Origin of the sequence: Lyngbya sp. CCY1209 (assembly GCF_035615495.1) — a bacterium.
Classification (GTDB): Bacteria; Cyanobacteriota; Cyanobacteriia; order Cyanobacteriales; family Microcoleaceae; genus Limnospira.
This window is the reverse complement of sequence record NZ_JAJENU010000609.1, coordinates 15,451-32,256: the sequence shown is the minus strand read 5'-3', so window position 1 is coordinate 32,256 and position 16,806 is coordinate 15,451. Positions and strand designations below refer to the sequence as shown.

The following is a 16,806-nucleotide window of genomic DNA, read 5'->3' as shown; positions in this document are numbered from 1 at the left end:
TCAAACCCTTATAGAAAAGCCGTTTCAGTTTCCGACTCCCTAATACCGACTGCCGAGGACCGCGCGCAGCGCTATAGTTATTCCTTGTGCCTTTTTAATGAGTTTTTCATCAAAAGTGTAGAACCTCTCGCAATCTTGACTTTGTGCCAAATGAAAAGCATCGGCAAAATCCAAACCATTTTCATGCCACAGCAGGGCTTGATGAACTAACATTGGGTTAGTTAAGTCTTACCAGTCTGGAATAGTCCATGATGTCTCACCCCCGGGAGTCGGGTTATGGCGGATCGTGGGTGTTTTTTTTGAGTTTAGCAGGATTTTCGGACAGGGTAATGCTGAGTTTGTGTAGAGTTGTCGGTGACTCATCGTGTCAGTTATAGCCCCCATCCGCCAGTTATTTTTCCGATGGAAAAGGGGCGATCCACCGCCGCCGGAGGGCAAAATCGAGGACGATCGCAGTTCCCGCAAACATCAACAGGCTTTCCGTCCCCCCCAGGACGAGTTGGGGGAGGGGTTCGCCCCGGGTGAGTCCCGCTTCCGCGATCGCGAGCCCCCGCACCAGGCCGAAGGCCAAAACCGCCCCCTGTTTGAGGTGGGAGTTGTCGTCGCGGCGGATAATATAGCGGTAGGTGGCCCCGAACAGGAAACCGCTGGCCCCGGCGATCGCACCCCGGACCGCCAGATCGAGGTCGGGGACGAGGGGGCGATCGAGGAGAAGGGAATTGACACCCAGGAGGAAAAGGGCGATCGCCGTCAGGGAAACGGCTGCGAGAATTCCGGCGCCCAGGGATTCCCGGCGCTCGGCGGGGGTAAAGTTAGAAGAAGGATTCACGATCGCTAAACTGACTCAATTTCGGGATATGATAAGGGCTGGAGCAATTTGTAACCTGTTTTTCTAATACACCGCTATGGATATTCTGTCACTCGGTTGGGTCGGCCTGTTAGTTGTCTTCACCTTCTCCATTTCGATGGTCGTCTGGGGTCGCAACGGATTTTAGAGCGACGACGACGCCGAACGCAACGGGGGGTGAAGGGTTCACCCCCTTATTTTTTCCCGGTCGGGGGAGTCCCATCCATTATCAATTGTCAATTGTCAATGATCAATTATCAATTGTGCCCGCCCATGACAATTTTGAGAGTCAAAGTCAAACCCAATTCCAAACAACAACTGATTCGAGAAGAACCCGATGGGGGGTTCACCGTCTATTTGAAATCGCCCCCGGCGGACGGGAAGGCGAACCGGGAGTTGATCGAGGTGCTGGCCAAACAGTTCGGCGTCCCCAAGTCCCGAGTTTCGATCAAGTCGGGGGCTTCGTCTCGCAACAAATTGGTCGAGTTGCCAGAGTAATTATACTGGTTGAGGAAGGGTTGCCCACCCGCGATCGCCATCTTCACACCGATCTGTGCGGCCGACCCGTTTGAGATGCGCCGATTTCATGCAAAGATAAAAAAACTGTCTGTTTTCGGGAGTGCCGATGGCAGGCACCGCTGTAGGCAACGTTGAGAAAATACGCGAGTTTGAAATTATGAAAGTCGGCGATCGTGTTCGCGTCAAACAATCCATTATCGTCTATGTCAATCCCGAACATCGCAATCAACCGTTCGATGCGAAGGGGTTGGAAGGGGAAATTCTCTCCATCAGCCAAGACTGGAAGGGGAGGCCCATCACCCCCAATCTCCCCGTTCTCGTGCAGTTTAGCAAAAAATTTAAGGCTCACTTCACGGAGGAGGAGTTAGAGGTCATTCAGGAGAGTTAAGCGGCCATCGGGCGATCGGGGTATAAAGAGACGCTGTTTTCCGATCCCCCGCCCCCTTTTGATTTTCAGAATCGGTCGATGTCCCGACGATTCTGGCGGCGGCCAAAGTTACCCTCCCCGCAGGAACCACCCCAAAATATTGAGGTCGCCCCGCATCTTCTGCAATTCTCGGCGGTGGTGGTCGGCGGTTTTGTAATACCATTGGCAATAGTCCTCAAATGCCTGACGGGATGCGACCTCTTCATGAAACTCGAGGGTGAGTTGGGTCGCTTCTAGGGCATCTAGAACTTCCGCCGAGAGTGGGTGGGCGTGCGGAAAAATATTCTCCCAGTTCGAGTGCATGATTTCGCTTTGGATGACTCGTGCAATATTCGCTCACCTTAGCACAACGGACTCAAGCCCAACCTCGGAGGCGGTAGACGAGGATGCCGATATATTCTTTCAGGGCCCGGGTGGTGCGATCGACGGCCGTGGCGTCGGGGATGAAGCGGAGGAGTCCCTCCCGCCAGTTATTTTGGATCAGGGCCACTTCTTCCTCGGAAATGAGAAAGTCCGTGGGGGCCGGGATGACGTCAATTTCGAGTTTCTGGAAAATCCGCAGCGATCGCGGCATATGGATGGCCGACGTCACCAGCAGCACGGGGTCTTCGATGTCCCGTTCCCGCAGAATTTGCCGGACGTTGACGGCGTTTTGGTAGGTGTTGAGGGAATCGGGGTCCTGGAGGATCGCCTCGTCGGGAACCCCCATTTCCCGGGCGATCGCGGCCATATCTTCGGACTCGGAGGCACCCTTTTCGCCGGCCCGCCAGACGATCCGCCCCCCGCTGAGGATCAGCCAGGGGGCCTTCCCCCGCTTGTACAGGAGAGCGCCGTGGAGGACGCGATCGCCCGCCTCCTGGACATCTACCCACGGGCGGGGGGAAATGTGGGGGCGGGTGGCCCCCCCCAACACCACGATCGCCCCGGCGTTTGGCAATTCCTGCGGCGGTATGTTTTGCCATTCGAGCGATCGCACCAAGGCCTGGGCGACTTGGGTATTTCCCGCCACCGCCATGATGATGAAACTCAAAGCGACGGGGAGGGCTGCCCAGCGGGGCGATCGCCACAGCAGCAGCAGGGCGACGAGCATCAAAAGGCAGGTGAGTCCGACGGGATAGACGAACAGGGGAAGGAGTTTGGACAGGTAGAGAAACATCGTATTCAATTGATAATTGATAATTGATAATTAATAATTGATGGCGATCGGGTTTTGACCTTTTCTTTTTTCCTCCCCACACCCCACGCCCGCACACCCCACACCCCATCCGATATTATTTGCGGGTGGAGTTGGGCCGCACGATCCACTCGACGATGGAAACCGGGCGTTTCGGGTATTGAGCCTGGGGGGCGGTTCCCGACTGGGGTTTGAGGCCGGATTTGACCAGGGCTTTGTCGAAACCAGCTTTCAGGGGAGCGATCGCGGATTGCGATCCCGGCGTTTCATCGGCTGGTGGCTGTTCTTCGATGTGCCACCACTTGACCAAATGCTGGGCGGACGCGCCGCTCAACAAGCCCATGCAGAGGCTCAAGAGTAGGGAATATCCGACCGTAAAAAAGCCTGCGGCCAGCAACAAGCCGAGGATCGATCCCGCCGCGATCGCGCCAGTAGATTGTGATTGGGGAGACTCCGACATCGAATTGTCCTCACATCAAATCGAATCCATACGCTTTTCGATCATACTCTTCCAATATCGAAAATCCGATTGATCGGCCCGGAGATAGAAGTCAAAATTACCATCAATTTGTTAAAATTGCCATAATTTTGGCTTGAAACGCAGATCTGAAGGTTCGGGGAGCATCAATTCTCAGATTCGCAATTTTTCGCATTTCATTCCTTTCGCCAAAATCAGGACTGTCCGTATCACTTGCTCAATACCTTATGAATGCCTTAGTTAACGAAATCCAATCCAGCCTCATCAATTTGGTGGGTTCGGCGGTTCAATTTGTCCCGGCGCTGGTCATCGCGCTGATCGTCTTGCTGGCGACTCGCTTCGTCGCCCATTTCGTCCAGCAAGTCTTGCACTCGACGGCGCAGCGGTTCATCCGCAACCAATCGCTGCAACTTCTTCTGATCCAAACCGGCTATGTGGCGACCTGGGCGGGGGGGGTGATCGTCGCCTGCGTGATCGCCTTTCCCGACCTGGGTTTGGGAGACATCATCGGTTTGTTAGGACTCGGCTCCGTGGCGATCGGTTTCGCCTTTCAGGATATCTTCAAAAATTTCCTGGCCGGCATTTTATTGCTGTTGCAAGAACCCTTCCAAATCGGCGATCAGATCGTCGTTCAGGATTACGAAGGGACGGTAGAAAAAATCTCGATCCGCTCCACCCAAATTCTCACCTATCAGCGGGAACGGATCGTCATGCCTAATTCCATCCTGTTCACCAGTCCGGTGCTGGTGAAGACGGCGGAAAGTCGCCGCCGCACCGATTTGGCGATCGGGGTGGACTACAACACCCCCCTGCCGATGGCGGTGGAGACGTTATCGAATGCGACGAAGGAAGTGGAGGGCGTTTTGTCGGAACCGGAGGTGGAAGTGGATGTGGTCGGCTTCGGGGACAGTTCCATCGATCTGATGGTCCGCTACTGGACGTTCCCGGAGCGGAAAGAAGTCCGCCGCGTCACCACCCGGGTGACGATCGCCCTCAAAGCGGCCTGCGATCGCGCCGACATCAACATCCCCTATCCGATCCGCACCCTCTATTTCTTCGACCAAGATCGCTACGACGACCATTATCCCGTCACCGCCAACTCCAACACCAACTGAGTGGCACTGGGGAAGGACGCATCCCGGGACGGGGACGGGACTTTCGTGCGGTGGGAGGACCTCCCGTCGCCGGAGGGTTGCGGAAGCCGATCGCGCGACTCGTTCTCGGCGGCGGTGACGTTGTGGTAAAGATTGACGATGCGATCGCGCCCCGACGGGGTAGCCTGCAAATACTCGAAAGAATCCTCGATATATTGGCGGACTACGAACTTGAAAAAGTTGGGGTATCCTGCCCGCAGATCCGCCGGGGTGCGGTAGCCGAGTTTCTGATTCGCCCCCGTCTCCTCGAATTCTTGAAATAAACCGACCGTTTTGGGTAGATAATCGGGATCGGCAAGCTGACCGATCAAGTCGGCGGCGCGAGCCAGACCGGGATAACCCCGGGTGTCATCATGTTCTCCATCGTCGGGGACGGGAAATCGGGTCAATTCGATATTTTCGCAGATCCGCCCGATGTCGAGGTGGGGCATTTCGGCGAACCGTTCCCGCACGAACTGCTGGGAGCGATCGACGTGGTAGGCGGTGAGGCTGGCGTCCGTCGCCCCCTCGGGGAGATAAATGGTTTCATCATTCCCCCGGGCGGTGGCGTACTGTCGCTCTCGCGGGCGATCGCCCCGACAAACCCCCCGGACGTAGCCGATATCGTGGCAGACGAGGGAAACCATCGCATTCAACCAATCCTCGGGCGAGATGGTTTCGGCCCCGAGGAGTTGCTTCCCCCGCAGGATATCCTGTCCGGCGCCGGTGACAAGGACGGTATGTTCGACATCGTGATAGGGGGCGTCGCTGCGGGCGATATTTTGCAGGGCGACGTTGGCGATCCAACTCGCCGTGTCGGCGTACTCGGACTTGAACGAACCGAACATTTGGTTGTAATTCTCGTGTACGGACTCGAGGCAAGCCCGGATCGAACGGGATTGATTTGGAGTGAACATGGTAACTTCTCCTTTGGCAATGGATCGCAAATTGACTGGTATTCTGGAAAAAAAAGCAATGGTGTTCGACTGACTTAATTCTAGTTTGCCCGGTTTGAGTGGGAATGGGAACCAGAAAAACTCAGAATTTTTGAGACGGTTTCCCCTCTCGTGATGTCGGCTCCGATGTCCGGAACTCCCGACCCTCATCAAACCTCATCAAACCTCGACGGTCAGCCCGCAATGCAATTGGAGTTAAGTTTACTCTACCTTAAAAAGGACGGGTTCGTGTGACGAATATCACATAATTTGACGGTCGTTTCTGAAATAATAGAGTTAAAATTTTGATCATATTGCCACTGAGAATCCGAGTGGACGCGCACGCCGTGAAGCACTCGGGGAAATATCGTGCGCTCTGAGGTCATCCGAGAGCGATCGCCTTTCCCGAACTTCCCGAAACGGCGAGTGGTGCGTCGCGGGGGTCGCGTCGGGCGCGTCGTCGCGGGGGATTTCGGTGAAATAGGGTATCTCACCCATCATTTCTTATGGACGAACTTGAAGCGATCGAATTTTTAAGAATCGCAATCTTGATTTTTAAGATATTCTTTGACGGCGGGTTGCAGGGTCAAAATTGAAGCCGAGTTTTCAATTTTCGTCTCGATCAAACTGCGCTTTCTCAACGACTGTACCGCTTTCAAATAGTCGGAGTCGGAAATCGCTTCCGGCTTGCTGGAAATTTCGGTTCTACCATTTTGATCTGCCAAGGCTAACATCACCTGTTTTTCGGTTTCCGATAATCGTAAATAATGCGCTTTTAATAAAGATTCGATATCGCCCAAAAATAAGCCGGGATAGGATAAAAATTGCCGGACGCTGCCGTTAAATAAATCGAGAATCGTCGAGGCGATAATATTCAGCCATAACGGGTTGCCGCCGTACCGCCGGATCAGTTCCGCCCACTGTTGGCTATCTTTGAGATTTCGGGTTGCCAGGAGTTCCGTTTCCGATTGATTTAAACCTTGTAAATGGAGGGTTTTGCAGTGGCGATTTTCGGTTTCCAGGGTGGCGATTTCGGTGGGCTGTTCCCAACTGAGGATCAGGAAACAACTTTGATGGGGCGATCGCCCGATTTCGTGGAGGAATTGACCGTAACTGTCATAGTCCGGGCGGTAAGTGCCGACGAATTCGCGGGGATTCAGGGTTTCTTGGAAGTCGTCGAGGACGATCAAACAGCGGTGCGATCGTAAATAATCTAATGTAGAATTTCGGGTTCTGAGGTAGTTGAGAATGGCGGAATTTTGGCTGGGTGGCGGTGGGGCGAGAAACTCGATCAAGTCGGTTTTCAGTGCGTTGAGGTTGGGGTATTTTCGATGCGATCGCCACAGGACGCGATCGAAGTTTTCTTTGATGTCTTCCACCAATTGTCTGGCGAGGGCGGTTTTGCCGATACCGGACAGTCCGGTGATGGCGACGATGCGATGATGTTCGGCGAGTATCCACTGTTTGAGGGTGGCGAGTTCGTGGGTGCGGCTGTAGAGGCGATCGTTTTCCGGTGCTTCGCTGAGATCGTGGCGGGGTTGGGATTCGGTGGCGGCGGTGGGGTGCGATCGGTTTCTAGATGCTTCGGGATAGGGACAGATTTCGCTACAGATGTTGATATTACTCAAGATTTGCGTAGATCCAGAACCAAAATTTGAGATATGGCTAAATTCGATTTGTTCGAGTATCGATTTTAGGTTGGATTTTTTGACATCTTCTCCGAATACCTCAGAGAGAAGCTTCCAGAGGTCTGCCGCAACTCTTTTCGTATGGTCTTTACTACAATGATAGTCCTCGGCTACCTGCTGGTAAGTTTGATTTTCTAACGTCCCCTCCAATATCGTCCTTTGAAGCGAGTCAAGGTGCTTTCCGGTTTTCTCAAAAACCCGTTCATCCGTCCACTTGATAACTTCCTGAATATCCATTCTGCACCAATTGAATATCACACTTCTTAAGGATTGACGCCACTTTATCACACTTCTGCTGATTTTGCCACCAAATCTCACTTTTTGCCACCGACGAAGAACTGCGAAGCCGAGAATTTCGCCACCAAATGCCACCGATTATCGCTTGCCCGAAGTCGAGTCGAGTGCCAAGATTAAATAAAGGACGATTTTAGCACTTGGCGATCGCCCATCATTTTACAATCAGAAAGGGGGTAGCTGTTTGCCACTTCCATCATGGCTCACGAAAATCATCCGATCTCCAGCCAGGTGGCTTGAAAAGGATCGACTCACCGTCGTATTTTTCGGCAAAACTGGAGTCGGCAAGAGTAGCACCCTCAACGCTCTGTTTGGGCTCAACTGGGATACCGATCCGGCGATCGCTTGTACTAAAAAGCCTCAGTTTGCCGACTTCCCCGTTGGCAGTCGTAAACAAGTTGTAACTTTTGCCCTCTATCTCCTGATCGACGATGGTTTACACCGGCTTGCATTACGACTTTTACAGTACGACCTAGATACTTTTAAGTACGCTGACTTTCCTTACCATCAACTCCGAGTTGTCGATCTGCCGGGAATTGGAGAAACTTCGGCCGCAGATCGGAAATATATGGCTTACTACAAAAAGTGGGTTGCTAAAGCCGATGTTTTGGTCTGGATCACCCAAGCGGATACGAGAGCTTATAAAAGGGACGAGATATTTTTAAAGAAATTAAAACCATTCTTTAAATCATCTCTATCTCTGATATTAGCCCTCAATAAAATTGATTGCTTGGAAGTGTATGAAGGACAAAAAGGGTTTGACATTGACAAACGACAACCTTCGCCAGACCAATTGAAGCTCATCCCCGAAAAAATAGATGACATTTACGGAATCTTCCAAAATGCGCTAGATGGTGCGATCGTTTTTGAGAAAAGTCAAATTGTCCCCTACACATCCTTTTACAGTTGGGGATTAGAAAGTCTGAGAACCAAAATATTAGCAAGGAGTTCAAAAATCATGAAATCTTTCCTGAATAAATTTGGAATTGGCTCCGCAAAACCTCCCGAAATACCTCTCCGGCTAGTGGTGGGTTTAAACCAAGTTGACAAAATCACCCCTGATGGATGGAATGAAAAGTTAAATAAACCTGAAAAAGAAGCAAAAAATGAGATTGAACGTCGGTGCAAAGATGTGATCAAAAAGCTAACCAAAGAAGCTGAAATAAACGATACAAATTTGGAATATTACTCCGCTTTAAAACGATATCGTTTGATCAATTTGCTCAATAAAATCATTCAAAATGCTTATGTCGGATTCAAGCTTGGGAATATCAATCCCAAAGATCCATTTGAATTGGCAGATCCAGAAGCAAAAAAATATGCCGATGAACAACGAAAGGAAATGGAAAAGAGTTCTGATCAAAAAGTTTCTTCTGAAAATCAGATCTTGAAGCAACTTGAAGAAATTATTTCAAAGGATGAGTTGAATCGACTCACAAGCAAGCTGCAACAGGAAGCTGAATTGCCTCCCAAGGTGGCAGTAATTGGACAATCTGGGGTTGGTAAAACAACAACCATTAATAATCTCTTTAATGCCGATCTAAAAACAAGTCCCACAACTGTCGGTACGACGCAACCACAAACCAAGGAATTTACACTCTCAACAGGCGGAACCTTAACCGTCATCGATCTGCCTGGATATGGACGCAGCGAAAAGGAAGATCAAGAGTACGACAAAATTTATCAAGATATCATCCCTTCCTGCGACTTAATTTTACTTGTTTTACAAGCCGATGCAAAAGATTTTGCAGATGATATTGAGATGATCCAGAAAATCAAAAAATGGTTGCAGGATTGTCCAACTCCAAAAAGAGAAACAAATTAAATTATCCATAAAAAATTGTAAACTTTCAAACCGAAGGATGTTGACATGGCTTTAAGTGAAGAACAAAAACAAGAGATTCGTCAGTTTTTAGAAGAAGAACGGGAGCAAGAGCGTAAAAAAATTTTAAAATCTGTAGAGAGTTTTAGAATCTATCTCGATACTGTAGTCAAAATTTGTATTGCCGTAAAAGAAATAGCGCTACTGTTAAATTATTTTTGGGGATTATTTTTTGTTTAATTCAACTAATATTATACTGATCGCCCCTTAATATTGAGAAACCTGGTTTCTTCCAAAAACTTAGGTGAGGACTCAAAGATTCTCCTAGAAACCCGGTTTCTTGCCACTTCTCAAAATGCGATCGCACCCTTGATATTGAGAAACCGGGTTTCTCAAACCATCTCGGTGAGGACGCAAAGATTCTCCTAGAAACCCGGTTTCTTGTCACTTTCCAAAGTGCGATCGCATTGCTGAGATTAGAAACAAAAACGACGCTCAATTTCCGACGAATCAGCCATCTCCAAAAAAAGCGCGATCGCTTCCATTAAATTCGATCGCGCTTCTTCCACCGTATCACCTTGACTCGCCAGATCGAGTTCCGGACATAAAGAAACATATCCGTCACCTTCTCTCTCAATCATTGCGGTTAGCTGTCGAGTTGTTTTCATTTGCCGTAAATGAACTGGGAATATTAATGACATCTCAAGTTTAACAAATCTTGTCGCGATCGCACCCTTGATATTGAGAAACCGGGTTTCTCAAACCATCTCGGTGAGGACGCAAAGATTCTCATAGAAACCCGGTTTCTTGCCACCTTCTAAAAGTGCGATCGCATCTCTCCCCGCTTCATGCTACAATCAAATAGATATAAACAGCGGAATCACAAATTATCCGATGAATCAAAATACTCTTTCATTTCAAGATGTCATTCGACAAATAGACCGCATGAGTCTCGATGAACAGTTGGAACTCATCGCTTATATCGCAGGGAAAATAAAGCAACACAAATCAACCTCCAAACAAAAAAAATCTTTGAAAAGTATGATCGGCACGGGAAAAGGTTGTTTTGAAACCCCAAAAGAAGCCGATCGCTTTATTCGTAAGGAGCGAGATAAATGGCAATTTTAGAAGTGATTGCCGGAAGCAGAGTCTACTTAGATACCAATATTTTTATTTATGCCTTGGAGGGATATGTTCAATTTCAAACGGAATTAAATGTGTTGTTTGATGCTTTTGATGATGGGACTCTTAAAGCCATTACTAGCGAACTAACCTTGGCAGAAGTTTTGGTCAAACCGTTCCTCGATAATAATATTGAGGTTTGTTCGGCTTATGAAAATGCTATTCAAAATTCACCCCTACTTGAAGTCGTGCCAATTCATCGAGAAATCTTGAGAGAATCTGCTCGATTAAGAAGTATTACCAATCTGAAACTGCCAGATGCGATTCACGCATCAACTGCAATTTTAAATGGATGTGAAACTTTTATAACTAACGATAAACGCTTGGAAATTGTTTCTGGAATTAATGTTGTTATCTTATCAGATTTTTTATCCGCTTAACTAACCACATAAAATAGTTATAAATGATGAGAAAATTAGAATCAATGACAACAAACTCTTCTGATTATCTAGAGTTTAGCAGAGAAACCCGGTTTCTTGCCACCTTCTAAAAGTGCGATCGCCCCTTAATATTGAGAAACCGGGTTTCTAACACCATCTCGGTGAAGACGCAAAGATTCTAATAGAAACCCGGTTTCTTGCCACTTTCCAAAGTGCGATCGCCCCTTAATATTGAGAAACCGGGTTTCTTAGCAAAATTTGGGTGAAGATAGGTAGATTCTCATAGAAACCCGGTTTCTTGCCACTTTCCAAAGTGCGATCGCTCTTTCATCAAAACCAGTTTTCCACTGCCAGATCTAAAAAATTTCGATAATCTGATACGTTATTCGTGACCAAAATTAAATTTTTGACTTTGGCAACAGCAGCAATTTGACCGTCCGGGAAAGAAGGTGTCTGTCCAATACTCGTCAATCTCGCTCTTTCAATCCCGTGCCAAGTTGCAGCCTCCACATCGTCAGGCAGAATTGGAATAGTCGGACGAACGATCTGATTCAAATACCTTTCTAAAAACCTGCGTCTCCGAGAATCCGGAAGGCGCGAATACCCAAAAAGAAGTTCCTGCCACACAGTTGTTGATGTGGCGACTTCTCCTTCGTGTTGTTCGAGCATTGCCATCACATTTGGGTGCGGATTTTTGCGTGTCGGTTCCGAGAGAATATTGGTATCTAATAAAAATCGTAAACTCATAAAGTCACTTCTCGACCCGGCGATGAATCCCGCACTCCCTCAAAAACATCTGGTTCGATCCAGATGTCCTCAGACTCAAGTTCTTGTCGAAAAGACTGAAGACGTTGCCAAAACCCTCCCCCCGTCTCAATCGATAAGCTAATTTCTTGACCATCCGGAATATCTAGATCTTCAAATATTTCGATGGTTCGACCTTTTTTGATCCCCTTAACTTGCATGAAATATCATCCTTTATGATAAAATTAATCGCTTTCTTTAAATTGTAGCATACTCGTCCAAAATCTCCATCGACTCGACGAACCCCTCATGATTATTCAATCGCCCCTTGATATTGAGAAACCGGGTTTCTTCACAAAACTTAGGTGAGGATAGAAAGATTCTCATAGAAACCCGGTTTCTTGTCACTTTCCGAAATGCGATCGCCCAAACTTGAACAACCTAAACTTCGTCCAATTCCTCGCACAATTGTTGCAAATTTTGATGTTGCAGGCGCCGGGAAGAACGGCGGTATTTTTTCGTCTGCAATTTCGGTTCGTACTGCTTTTTCCCCCCCGATTTGCTCTTAGATTTCAGGGTCGATTCCGCATCCCGCTGGTGTTGTGCCGCTTCCCAGGAGGCGATCGCTTCCTCCAAAAATTGCAAGTAAATGGGATAGCGTTCCCAGTCGCCGCGGACGGCACAGTTGGGCTCGTCCCGGTGCAAACAGTCCGCAAATTGACACGAGTTTTCCGAGAGGCGATCGCGGATTTCGGGAAAATAATTGGCGAGTTCGTGGGGTTCGCATTCGAGTCCGGGTTGGTTGAATCCCGGCGTGTCGGCGAGTAACCCCCCGGTGGGCAAATCGAACAGTTCGACGTGGCGGGTGGTGTGGCGTCCCCGCCCCAATTTCCCGGAAACGGCCCCCACCCGCAGGTGGGAGTCGGGAATCAAACGATTGATCAGACTGGATTTCCCCACCCCGGAGGGGCCGGAAATGGCGGTGGTTTTCCCTTGCAGGCGGCCGAGGAGGGAGTCGGGGCGGACAGCCGAGGAATCCTGGAAGCGTGAAGCCTCGATCGCTCCGTCCTCCGTAACGGCGTATTCTGCGCCCTCGTAGACGCTGATCAGCAGCGGGCAGTACCCCCACCCCAACAGGCGATCGCGCCACGCTAACAGGCCTTCGGGGGGCAGCAGGTCGCATTTATTGAAGCACAGACAGACCTCCAGCCCCGTCGATTCCGCCTTCAGCAAAAATCGGCTCAGGGCGATGGGGTCGGGGTCCGGTTCGGCCACCGCAAATACTAGCAAGAGTTGGTCGGCGTTGGCGATGGGGGGGCGGTCCAGTTCCGTCCGGCGGGGCAGCACTTCGGCGATCGCGCCCCGGCCCCCCTGCCAGTCCGGTTCTTCCACCACCACGCGATCGCCCACCATCACCTTCTGGCCGACCTTTTTCAACCGGGCGCGGCAGGTACACAGCAGGGTATCCGGCCGGTCTTCCCCGGCCTCGGAATCGAGGTGAACCTCGTAAAAATTGGCTTGGCCGGAAACGACCGTCCCCGGCACGCGATCGGGTTCCATTCTCAGAACCCCGGCACTCATGATTTTTCCGCCGGACGGCGCACCCGAACCGCGAAAAACCCCGATCGCTCCTCCATCGCCTCGATCGCGTAGCCTTCCATCACCAAACTGTCCGGCACCTGCTCGATGGGTTCCCCCGCATCCAGCCACACCTCCAGGACTTCTCCCGCTCCCATCTGTTGCAGGCGCAATTTCGTCCGCACGAAGTTGATCGGACAGGGAGTCCCCCGCAGGTCTAGAGTTTGGGCGTTCGATGCTGCTGAATCAGTCATACACAGTATTCAAATCGGGCAGAAATCGGGGCAATTCGAGAACTGCCCCGGTCGAAATGGGGTTTATTTCTGAAACAGATTGCCGAGGAACCCTTCGAGTCCCCCCTTTCCGGTACGTTCCCCCTTGATTTGCGCCAACTGCTCGAGCAGTTCCCGCTCCTCGGTCGTGATTCGGGTGGGGATGTCGATCAAAATCGTGATCAGATGGTCGCCCCGACTGACCGGATTTCCCAACCGGGGGACCCCCTCATTTTCCAGGGTCAGCACCGTGTTGGGCTGGGTGCCCGGCGGGATGGTGAGGGTGGTGGTGCCCTTGACAGTTTCCACCTCCAACGTGCAGCCCAAAATCGCCTGTAAGTAGGAGATTTTCACGTCGGAGAGGATGTTGATCCCCTCCCGCTGGAAGTGGGGGTCCGGGGCGACGGAGAGGAAGACGTACAGATCCCCCGGCGGGCCGCCGCGCTTGCCGGCGTCGCCCTCGTTGGAAACCCGCAGGCGGGTGCCGTTATCGACGCCGGCGGGGATGGTAATTTTGAGCTTTTTCTTGACCTCTTTGAGGCCCTGTCCCCCGCAAGTCGCGCATTTTTCCTCGATCATCTGCCCCGTGCCGTTGCAGGTGGGGCAGACGGAAACCTGGGTGAAACTGCCGAAGGGGGTGCGGGTGGCGCGGCGAACCTGGCCGCTGCCCCCGCAGGTCGAGCAAGTTCTGGGGAGGGTTCCGGGTTTGGCGCCGCTGCCGTTGCAGGTTTCGCAACTTTCCAGGTGGCGGATGAGGATGTCTTTATCGCCGCCGAAGATAGCCTCTTTGAAGTCCAACCGCAGGTCGAGGCGCAAATCGTCTCCCCGGGTCGGTCCGCTTCGCCGCCGCCCCGTCTGAGGACCGCCCATTCCCCCGGCAAATCCGCTGAAAAAGCTTTCAAAGATATCGGCAAAACTGTCGCTGAAGTCCTGATTGAAGCCCGCCGCGCCGGCCCCCGACACGCCGGCTTCGCCGAAGCGGTCGTAGCGGGCGCGGACCTCCGGTTCGGAAAGCACTTCGTAGGCGCGGTTGATCTCCTTGAAGCGTTCTTCGGCACCCGGTTCTTTGTTGACGTCGGGGTGGTACTTGCGAGCTAGGCGACGGTAGGCCCGTTTGATTTCTTCTTTGTCTGCGTCGCGGGAGACACCGAGTATTTCATAGTAATCGCCTGCCATAAAGCTGTTTTTCTAGAATTTAATGACTAAAACTACACAAAAAAGGCGCGGTTGACATTCTCACCGTTGCGGCCGGGGGCTCGACGGGAGATGAATTTAGCCCGTCAATGAGCTATCGGGACTCTGACTCGAAGACGGTTTTTGGGCTTCGGAGTCAGCCGCCGAGCCATTGACGGTTTCGGAGTCGATGTCGCCGTCGGCGACTTCACCTTCCTCCGAGTCTAGCATCTGAGCGACTCCCGCCGCCGGGGTGGTTTCCTCCCGATTCTGGCCGGCTTGCTCGTAAACGGCGGAACCGAGACTGTAGAGCAGATCTTGGAAAGCGTCAACTTGGCGTTGCATCTCCTCAAAGGTGATTTTCGGGTCGCTGAGTGCTTTCTTCAATGCCGCCACTTCCTCCCGGGTGCGCTGTTTGAGGTCGTCGCCGATGTATTGGGGGTTGCTCTTCAACGTCATCTTACAATTATAGAATAGGGTTTCCGCCTGGTTTTTGAGTTCGGCCACCTGTTTGTAAGCCTCGTCTTCCTCCGCATAAACCTCGGCTTCCTGGCGCATCCGCTCAATTTCGGCTTCGCTCAACCCGCCGGTGTTGGTGATCTGGATGCTCTGTTCCCGGCCGGTGCCGCGATCGATAGCCGAGACTTTCAGGATGCCGTTGGCGTCGATGTCGAAGGAGACTTCGATTTGGGGGACGCCGCGCTTGGCGGGGGGGATGCCGGTGAGGAGGAATTTCCCCAAACTCTTGTTGTTTTTGGCCATCGCCCGCTCCCCCTGGAGGACGTGGATTTCGACGGAGGTTTGGCCGTCAACGGCGGTGGAGAACATTTGGGAGCGGCTGGTGGGGATGGTGGTGTTGCGCTCGATGATTTTGGTGAGGACGCCGCCGAGGGTTTCCAAGCCCAGGGAGAGGGGGGTGACGTCGAGGAGGAGCAGGTCTTTGACCTCTCCCCCCAGGACGCCGGCCTGGATGGCCGCGCCGAGGGCTACGGCTTCGTCGGGGTTCACAGAGCGGTCTGGGGCGCGATCGCCGAAATGCTTGCTGATCGCCTCCTGGACGGCCGGGATGCGGGTCGAACCGCCCACCAAAATGATCCGCTTGATGTCGTCGGGTCCCAAGCTGGCATCTTTGAGGGCCTGGGACACCGGGTCGATGGTGCCCTGCACCAGGTCGGCTACCAGGGTTTCAAATTCCGGGCGGCTCAGTTCCAGTTCCAGGTGTTTGGGTCCGGAGTCGTCGGCGGTGATGAAGGGGAGGTTGATCGCCGTTTTGGAGCGACTCGACAGTTCGATTTTGGCCTTTTCGGCGGCTTCCCGCATCCGCTGCAGGGCCATCTTGTCGCCGGAGAGGTCGATGCCCTCCCGGTTTTTAAAGGTTTCGACCATCCACAGGACGAGGGCGTTGTCGAAGTCGTCCCCGCCGAGGTGGTTGTTTCCGGCGGTGGCTTTGACTTCAAAAATTCCGTCCCCGAGTTGGAGGATGGAAACGTCGAAGGTGCCTCCCCCCAAGTCAAATACCAGAATCGTCTGGTCCTGGTCTTGTTTGTCCAGGCCGTAGGAGAGGGCGGCGGCGGTGGGTTCGTTGATGATGCGGAGGACGTTGAGTCCGGCGATGGTGCCGGCGTCTTTGGTGGCCTGTCGCTGGGCGTCGGTGAAGTAGGCGGGGACGGTGATCACGGCTTGATCGACCGCTTCTCCCAGGTAGGCTTCGGCGTCTTCCTTGAGTTTTTGCAGCACCATCGCCGAGATTTCTTGGGGGGTGTAAACCTGGTCACGAATTTTGACATCGACGGTGTTATCTTTGCCGGGGACGCAGTTGTAAGGAACGCGCGATCGCTCCACTTCCGTGTCTTCCCAGCGCCGGCCGATAAATCGTTTGATACTGAAAACCGTATTTTCGGCGTTCGTGACCGCCTGCCGTTTTCCCAGTTGGCCCACCAGGCGATCGCCATACTTGCCGAACCCGACGATGCTGGGCGTGGTGCGCCCGCCTTCGGAATTTGAAATAACGACGGGTTTCCCGCCCTCCAAAACGGCGACACAACTGTTGGTGGTACCCAAGTCGATGCCAATGACTTTTCCCATAGCGCCTCGGCGATGAAGGTTTGCAGTGAACGGGTGGCCGAGCGCTCCGGATTGGACGGACTGCCCGACCGAGTT

At 52.0% G+C, this 16,806-nt stretch carries 22 protein-coding genes; 9 read left to right on the top strand and 13 right to left on the bottom strand.

Annotation, left to right across the window (positions count from 1 at the left end; translation table 11 throughout):
• A partial coding sequence (locus tag LKE08_RS22985) for a hypothetical protein (protein ID WP_324706601.1) occupies nt 1-210 on the top strand: 210 nt, incomplete at its 5' end.
• 181 nt (nt 211-391) lie between these two features.
• Here LKE08_RS22985 and LKE08_RS22980 read toward each other — a convergent pair.
• Nucleotides 392-829: a hypothetical protein gene (locus tag LKE08_RS22980; protein WP_324706600.1), complete on the bottom strand. Its 438-nt coding sequence runs from the start codon at nt 827-829 to the stop codon at nt 392-394.
• Nucleotides 830-905: 76 nt separating this feature from the next.
• On the opposite strand from LKE08_RS22980, the gene petN reads away from it, so the two are divergent.
• From petN to LKE08_RS22965, 3 genes are all read left to right on the top strand, one after another.
• Nucleotides 906-995 (top strand): cytochrome b6-f complex subunit PetN, encoded by a 90-nt coding sequence (gene petN / locus LKE08_RS22975; RefSeq protein ID WP_006615846.1) that lies wholly within the window; start codon nt 906-908, stop codon nt 993-995.
• Nucleotides 996-1,120: 125 nt separating this feature from the next.
• Nucleotides 1,121-1,345, top strand: coding sequence for a DUF167 domain-containing protein (locus LKE08_RS22970; RefSeq protein WP_324706598.1), 225 nt, complete (start codon nt 1,121-1,123; stop codon nt 1,343-1,345).
• A 178-nt stretch (nt 1,346-1,523) separates the two neighbouring features.
• Nucleotides 1,524-1,754: a ferredoxin-thioredoxin reductase variable chain gene (locus tag LKE08_RS22965; protein WP_324706605.1), complete on the top strand. Its 231-nt coding sequence runs from the start codon at nt 1,524-1,526 to the stop codon at nt 1,752-1,754.
• Nucleotides 1,755-1,862: 108 nt separating this feature from the next.
• Here the strand turns inward: LKE08_RS22965 and LKE08_RS22960 are convergent, their stop codons facing one another.
• From LKE08_RS22960 to LKE08_RS22950, 3 genes are all read right to left on the bottom strand, one after another.
• Nucleotides 1,863-2,096 carry a hypothetical protein gene (locus tag LKE08_RS22960; protein ID WP_324706597.1) on the bottom strand — a complete coding sequence of 78 codons (234 nt, stop codon included), beginning with the start codon at nt 2,094-2,096 and terminating at the stop codon, nt 1,863-1,865.
• Nucleotides 2,097-2,148: 52 nt separating this feature from the next.
• On the bottom strand, nt 2,149-2,949 hold the full coding sequence (locus LKE08_RS22955; RefSeq protein WP_324706596.1) for a YdcF family protein: 801 nt from the start codon (nt 2,947-2,949) through the stop codon (nt 2,149-2,151).
• A gap of 115 nt (nt 2,950-3,064) precedes the next feature.
• A complete protein-coding gene (locus LKE08_RS22950) occupies nt 3,065-3,427 on the bottom strand; it encodes a hypothetical protein (protein WP_324706595.1) in 363 nt (120 codons plus the stop codon).
• Nucleotides 3,428-3,672: 245 nt separating this feature from the next.
• Here LKE08_RS22950 and LKE08_RS22945 point away from each other — a divergent pair, with 245 nt between their 5' ends.
• Nucleotides 3,673-4,560, top strand: coding sequence for a mechanosensitive ion channel family protein (locus LKE08_RS22945; protein ID WP_324706594.1), 888 nt, complete (start codon nt 3,673-3,675; stop codon nt 4,558-4,560).
• On the opposite strand, the gene LKE08_RS22940 is transcribed toward LKE08_RS22945, so the two are convergent.
• Both LKE08_RS22940 and LKE08_RS22935 read right to left on the bottom strand, forming a co-directional pair.
• A complete protein-coding gene (locus LKE08_RS22940) occupies nt 4,527-5,495 on the bottom strand; it encodes a metal-dependent phosphohydrolase (protein ID WP_324706593.1) in 969 nt (322 codons plus the stop codon). The two genes, LKE08_RS22945 and LKE08_RS22940, sit on opposite strands and share 34 nt — an antisense overlap.
• A 551-nt stretch (nt 5,496-6,046) precedes the next feature.
• Nucleotides 6,047-7,438, bottom strand: coding sequence for an ATP-binding protein (locus tag LKE08_RS22935; protein ID WP_324706592.1), 1,392 nt, complete (start codon nt 7,436-7,438; stop codon nt 6,047-6,049).
• A 241-nt stretch (nt 7,439-7,679) separates the two neighbouring features.
• On the opposite strand from LKE08_RS22935, the gene LKE08_RS22930 reads away from it, so the two are divergent.
• Nucleotides 7,680-9,320, top strand: a complete 1,641-nt coding sequence (locus LKE08_RS22930; protein WP_324706591.1) for a GTPase — start codon at nt 7,680-7,682, stop codon at nt 9,318-9,320.
• A gap of 45 nt (nt 9,321-9,365) precedes the next feature.
• Nucleotides 9,366-9,557, top strand: coding sequence for a hypothetical protein (locus LKE08_RS22925; protein WP_324706590.1), 192 nt, complete (start codon nt 9,366-9,368; stop codon nt 9,555-9,557).
• A 236-nt stretch (nt 9,558-9,793) separates the two neighbouring features.
• Here LKE08_RS22925 and LKE08_RS22920 read toward each other — a convergent pair whose 3' ends face one another.
• Entirely contained in the window at nt 9,794-9,958 is a 165-nt protein-coding gene (locus LKE08_RS22920) for a type II toxin-antitoxin system HicB family antitoxin (RefSeq protein WP_375341460.1), read from the bottom strand.
• A gap of 253 nt (nt 9,959-10,211) precedes the next feature.
• Here LKE08_RS22920 and LKE08_RS22915 point away from each other — a divergent pair, with 253 nt between their 5' ends.
• Together LKE08_RS22915 and LKE08_RS22910 are read left to right on the top strand one after the other, a co-directional pair.
• A complete protein-coding gene (locus LKE08_RS22915) occupies nt 10,212-10,445 on the top strand; it encodes a hypothetical protein (RefSeq protein ID WP_324706588.1) in 234 nt (77 codons plus the stop codon).
• The gene (locus LKE08_RS22910; RefSeq protein ID WP_324706587.1) at nt 10,433-10,879 is read left to right on the top strand and encodes a PIN domain-containing protein; all 447 of its coding nucleotides are present in this window, start codon (nt 10,433-10,435) and stop codon (nt 10,877-10,879) included. The genes LKE08_RS22915 and LKE08_RS22910 overlap by 13 nt, the downstream gene beginning before the upstream one ends.
• A 330-nt stretch (nt 10,880-11,209) precedes the next feature.
• Here the strand turns inward: LKE08_RS22910 and LKE08_RS22905 are convergent, their stop codons facing one another.
• From LKE08_RS22905 to dnaK, 6 genes are all read right to left on the bottom strand, one after another.
• Nucleotides 11,210-11,626, bottom strand: coding sequence for a type II toxin-antitoxin system VapC family toxin (locus LKE08_RS22905; protein WP_324706586.1), 417 nt, complete (start codon nt 11,624-11,626; stop codon nt 11,210-11,212).
• Entirely contained in the window at nt 11,623-11,844 is a 222-nt protein-coding gene (locus LKE08_RS22900) for a hypothetical protein (RefSeq protein WP_324706585.1), read from the bottom strand. The genes LKE08_RS22905 and LKE08_RS22900 overlap by 4 nt, the downstream gene beginning before the upstream one ends.
• 220 nt (nt 11,845-12,064) lie before the next feature.
• Nucleotides 12,065-13,183 (bottom strand): small ribosomal subunit biogenesis GTPase RsgA, encoded by a 1,119-nt coding sequence (gene rsgA / locus LKE08_RS22895; RefSeq protein ID WP_324706604.1) that lies wholly within the window; start codon nt 13,181-13,183, stop codon nt 12,065-12,067.
• Between the two features lie 17 nt (nt 13,184-13,200).
• The gene (locus LKE08_RS22890; RefSeq protein WP_324706584.1) at nt 13,201-13,455 is read right to left on the bottom strand and encodes a sulfurtransferase TusA family protein; all 255 of its coding nucleotides are present in this window, start codon (nt 13,453-13,455) and stop codon (nt 13,201-13,203) included.
• Nucleotides 13,456-13,518: 63 nt separating this feature from the next.
• Entirely contained in the window at nt 13,519-14,649 is a 1,131-nt protein-coding gene (gene dnaJ / locus LKE08_RS22885; RefSeq protein WP_324706583.1) for a molecular chaperone DnaJ, read from the bottom strand.
• A gap of 96 nt (nt 14,650-14,745) precedes the next feature.
• Entirely contained in the window at nt 14,746-16,731 is a 1,986-nt protein-coding gene (dnaK, locus tag LKE08_RS22880; protein ID WP_324706582.1) for a molecular chaperone DnaK, read from the bottom strand.
• Nucleotides 16,732-16,806 lie beyond the last annotated feature (75 nt).

Excerpts from the sequence above, each read along its gene's own strand:
- petN (WP_006615846.1), top strand. The coding sequence starts at position 906 with ATGGATATTCTGTCACTCGGTTGGGTCGGCCTGTTAGTTGTCTTCACC.
- LKE08_RS22970 (WP_324706598.1), top strand. The coding sequence starts at position 1,121 with ATGACAATTTTGAGAGTCAAAGTCAAACCCAATTCCAAACAACAACTG.
- LKE08_RS22965 (WP_324706605.1), top strand. The coding sequence starts at position 1,524 with ATGAAAGTCGGCGATCGTGTTCGCGTCAAACAATCCATTATCGTCTAT.
- LKE08_RS22960 (WP_324706597.1), bottom strand. The coding sequence starts at position 2,096 with ATGCACTCGAACTGGGAGAATATTTTTCCGCACGCCCACCCACTCTCG.
- LKE08_RS22955 (WP_324706596.1), bottom strand. The coding sequence starts at position 2,949 with ATGTTTCTCTACCTGTCCAAACTCCTTCCCCTGTTCGTCTATCCCGTC.
- LKE08_RS22950 (WP_324706595.1), bottom strand. The coding sequence starts at position 3,427 with ATGTCGGAGTCTCCCCAATCACAATCTACTGGCGCGATCGCGGCGGGA.
- LKE08_RS22945 (WP_324706594.1), top strand. The coding sequence starts at position 3,673 with ATGAATGCCTTAGTTAACGAAATCCAATCCAGCCTCATCAATTTGGTG.
- LKE08_RS22940 (WP_324706593.1), bottom strand. The coding sequence starts at position 5,495 with ATGTTCACTCCAAATCAATCCCGTTCGATCCGGGCTTGCCTCGAGTCC.
- LKE08_RS22935 (WP_324706592.1), bottom strand. The coding sequence starts at position 7,438 with ATGGATATTCAGGAAGTTATCAAGTGGACGGATGAACGGGTTTTTGAG.
- LKE08_RS22925 (WP_324706590.1), top strand. The coding sequence starts at position 9,366 with ATGGCTTTAAGTGAAGAACAAAAACAAGAGATTCGTCAGTTTTTAGAA.
- LKE08_RS22920 (WP_375341460.1), bottom strand. The coding sequence starts at position 9,958 with ATGATTGAGAGAGAAGGTGACGGATATGTTTCTTTATGTCCGGAACTC.
- LKE08_RS22915 (WP_324706588.1), top strand. The coding sequence starts at position 10,212 with ATGAATCAAAATACTCTTTCATTTCAAGATGTCATTCGACAAATAGAC.
- LKE08_RS22910 (WP_324706587.1), top strand. The coding sequence starts at position 10,433 with ATGGCAATTTTAGAAGTGATTGCCGGAAGCAGAGTCTACTTAGATACC.
- LKE08_RS22905 (WP_324706586.1), bottom strand. The coding sequence starts at position 11,626 with ATGAGTTTACGATTTTTATTAGATACCAATATTCTCTCGGAACCGACA.
- LKE08_RS22900 (WP_324706585.1), bottom strand. The coding sequence starts at position 11,844 with ATGCAAGTTAAGGGGATCAAAAAAGGTCGAACCATCGAAATATTTGAA.
- rsgA (WP_324706604.1), bottom strand. The coding sequence starts at position 13,183 with ATGGAACCCGATCGCGTGCCGGGGACGGTCGTTTCCGGCCAAGCCAAT.
- LKE08_RS22890 (WP_324706584.1), bottom strand. The coding sequence starts at position 13,455 with ATGACTGATTCAGCAGCATCGAACGCCCAAACTCTAGACCTGCGGGGG.
- dnaJ (WP_324706583.1), bottom strand. The coding sequence starts at position 14,649 with ATGGCAGGCGATTACTATGAAATACTCGGTGTCTCCCGCGACGCAGAC.
- dnaK (WP_324706582.1), bottom strand. The coding sequence starts at position 16,731 with ATGGGAAAAGTCATTGGCATCGACTTGGGTACCACCAACAGTTGTGTC.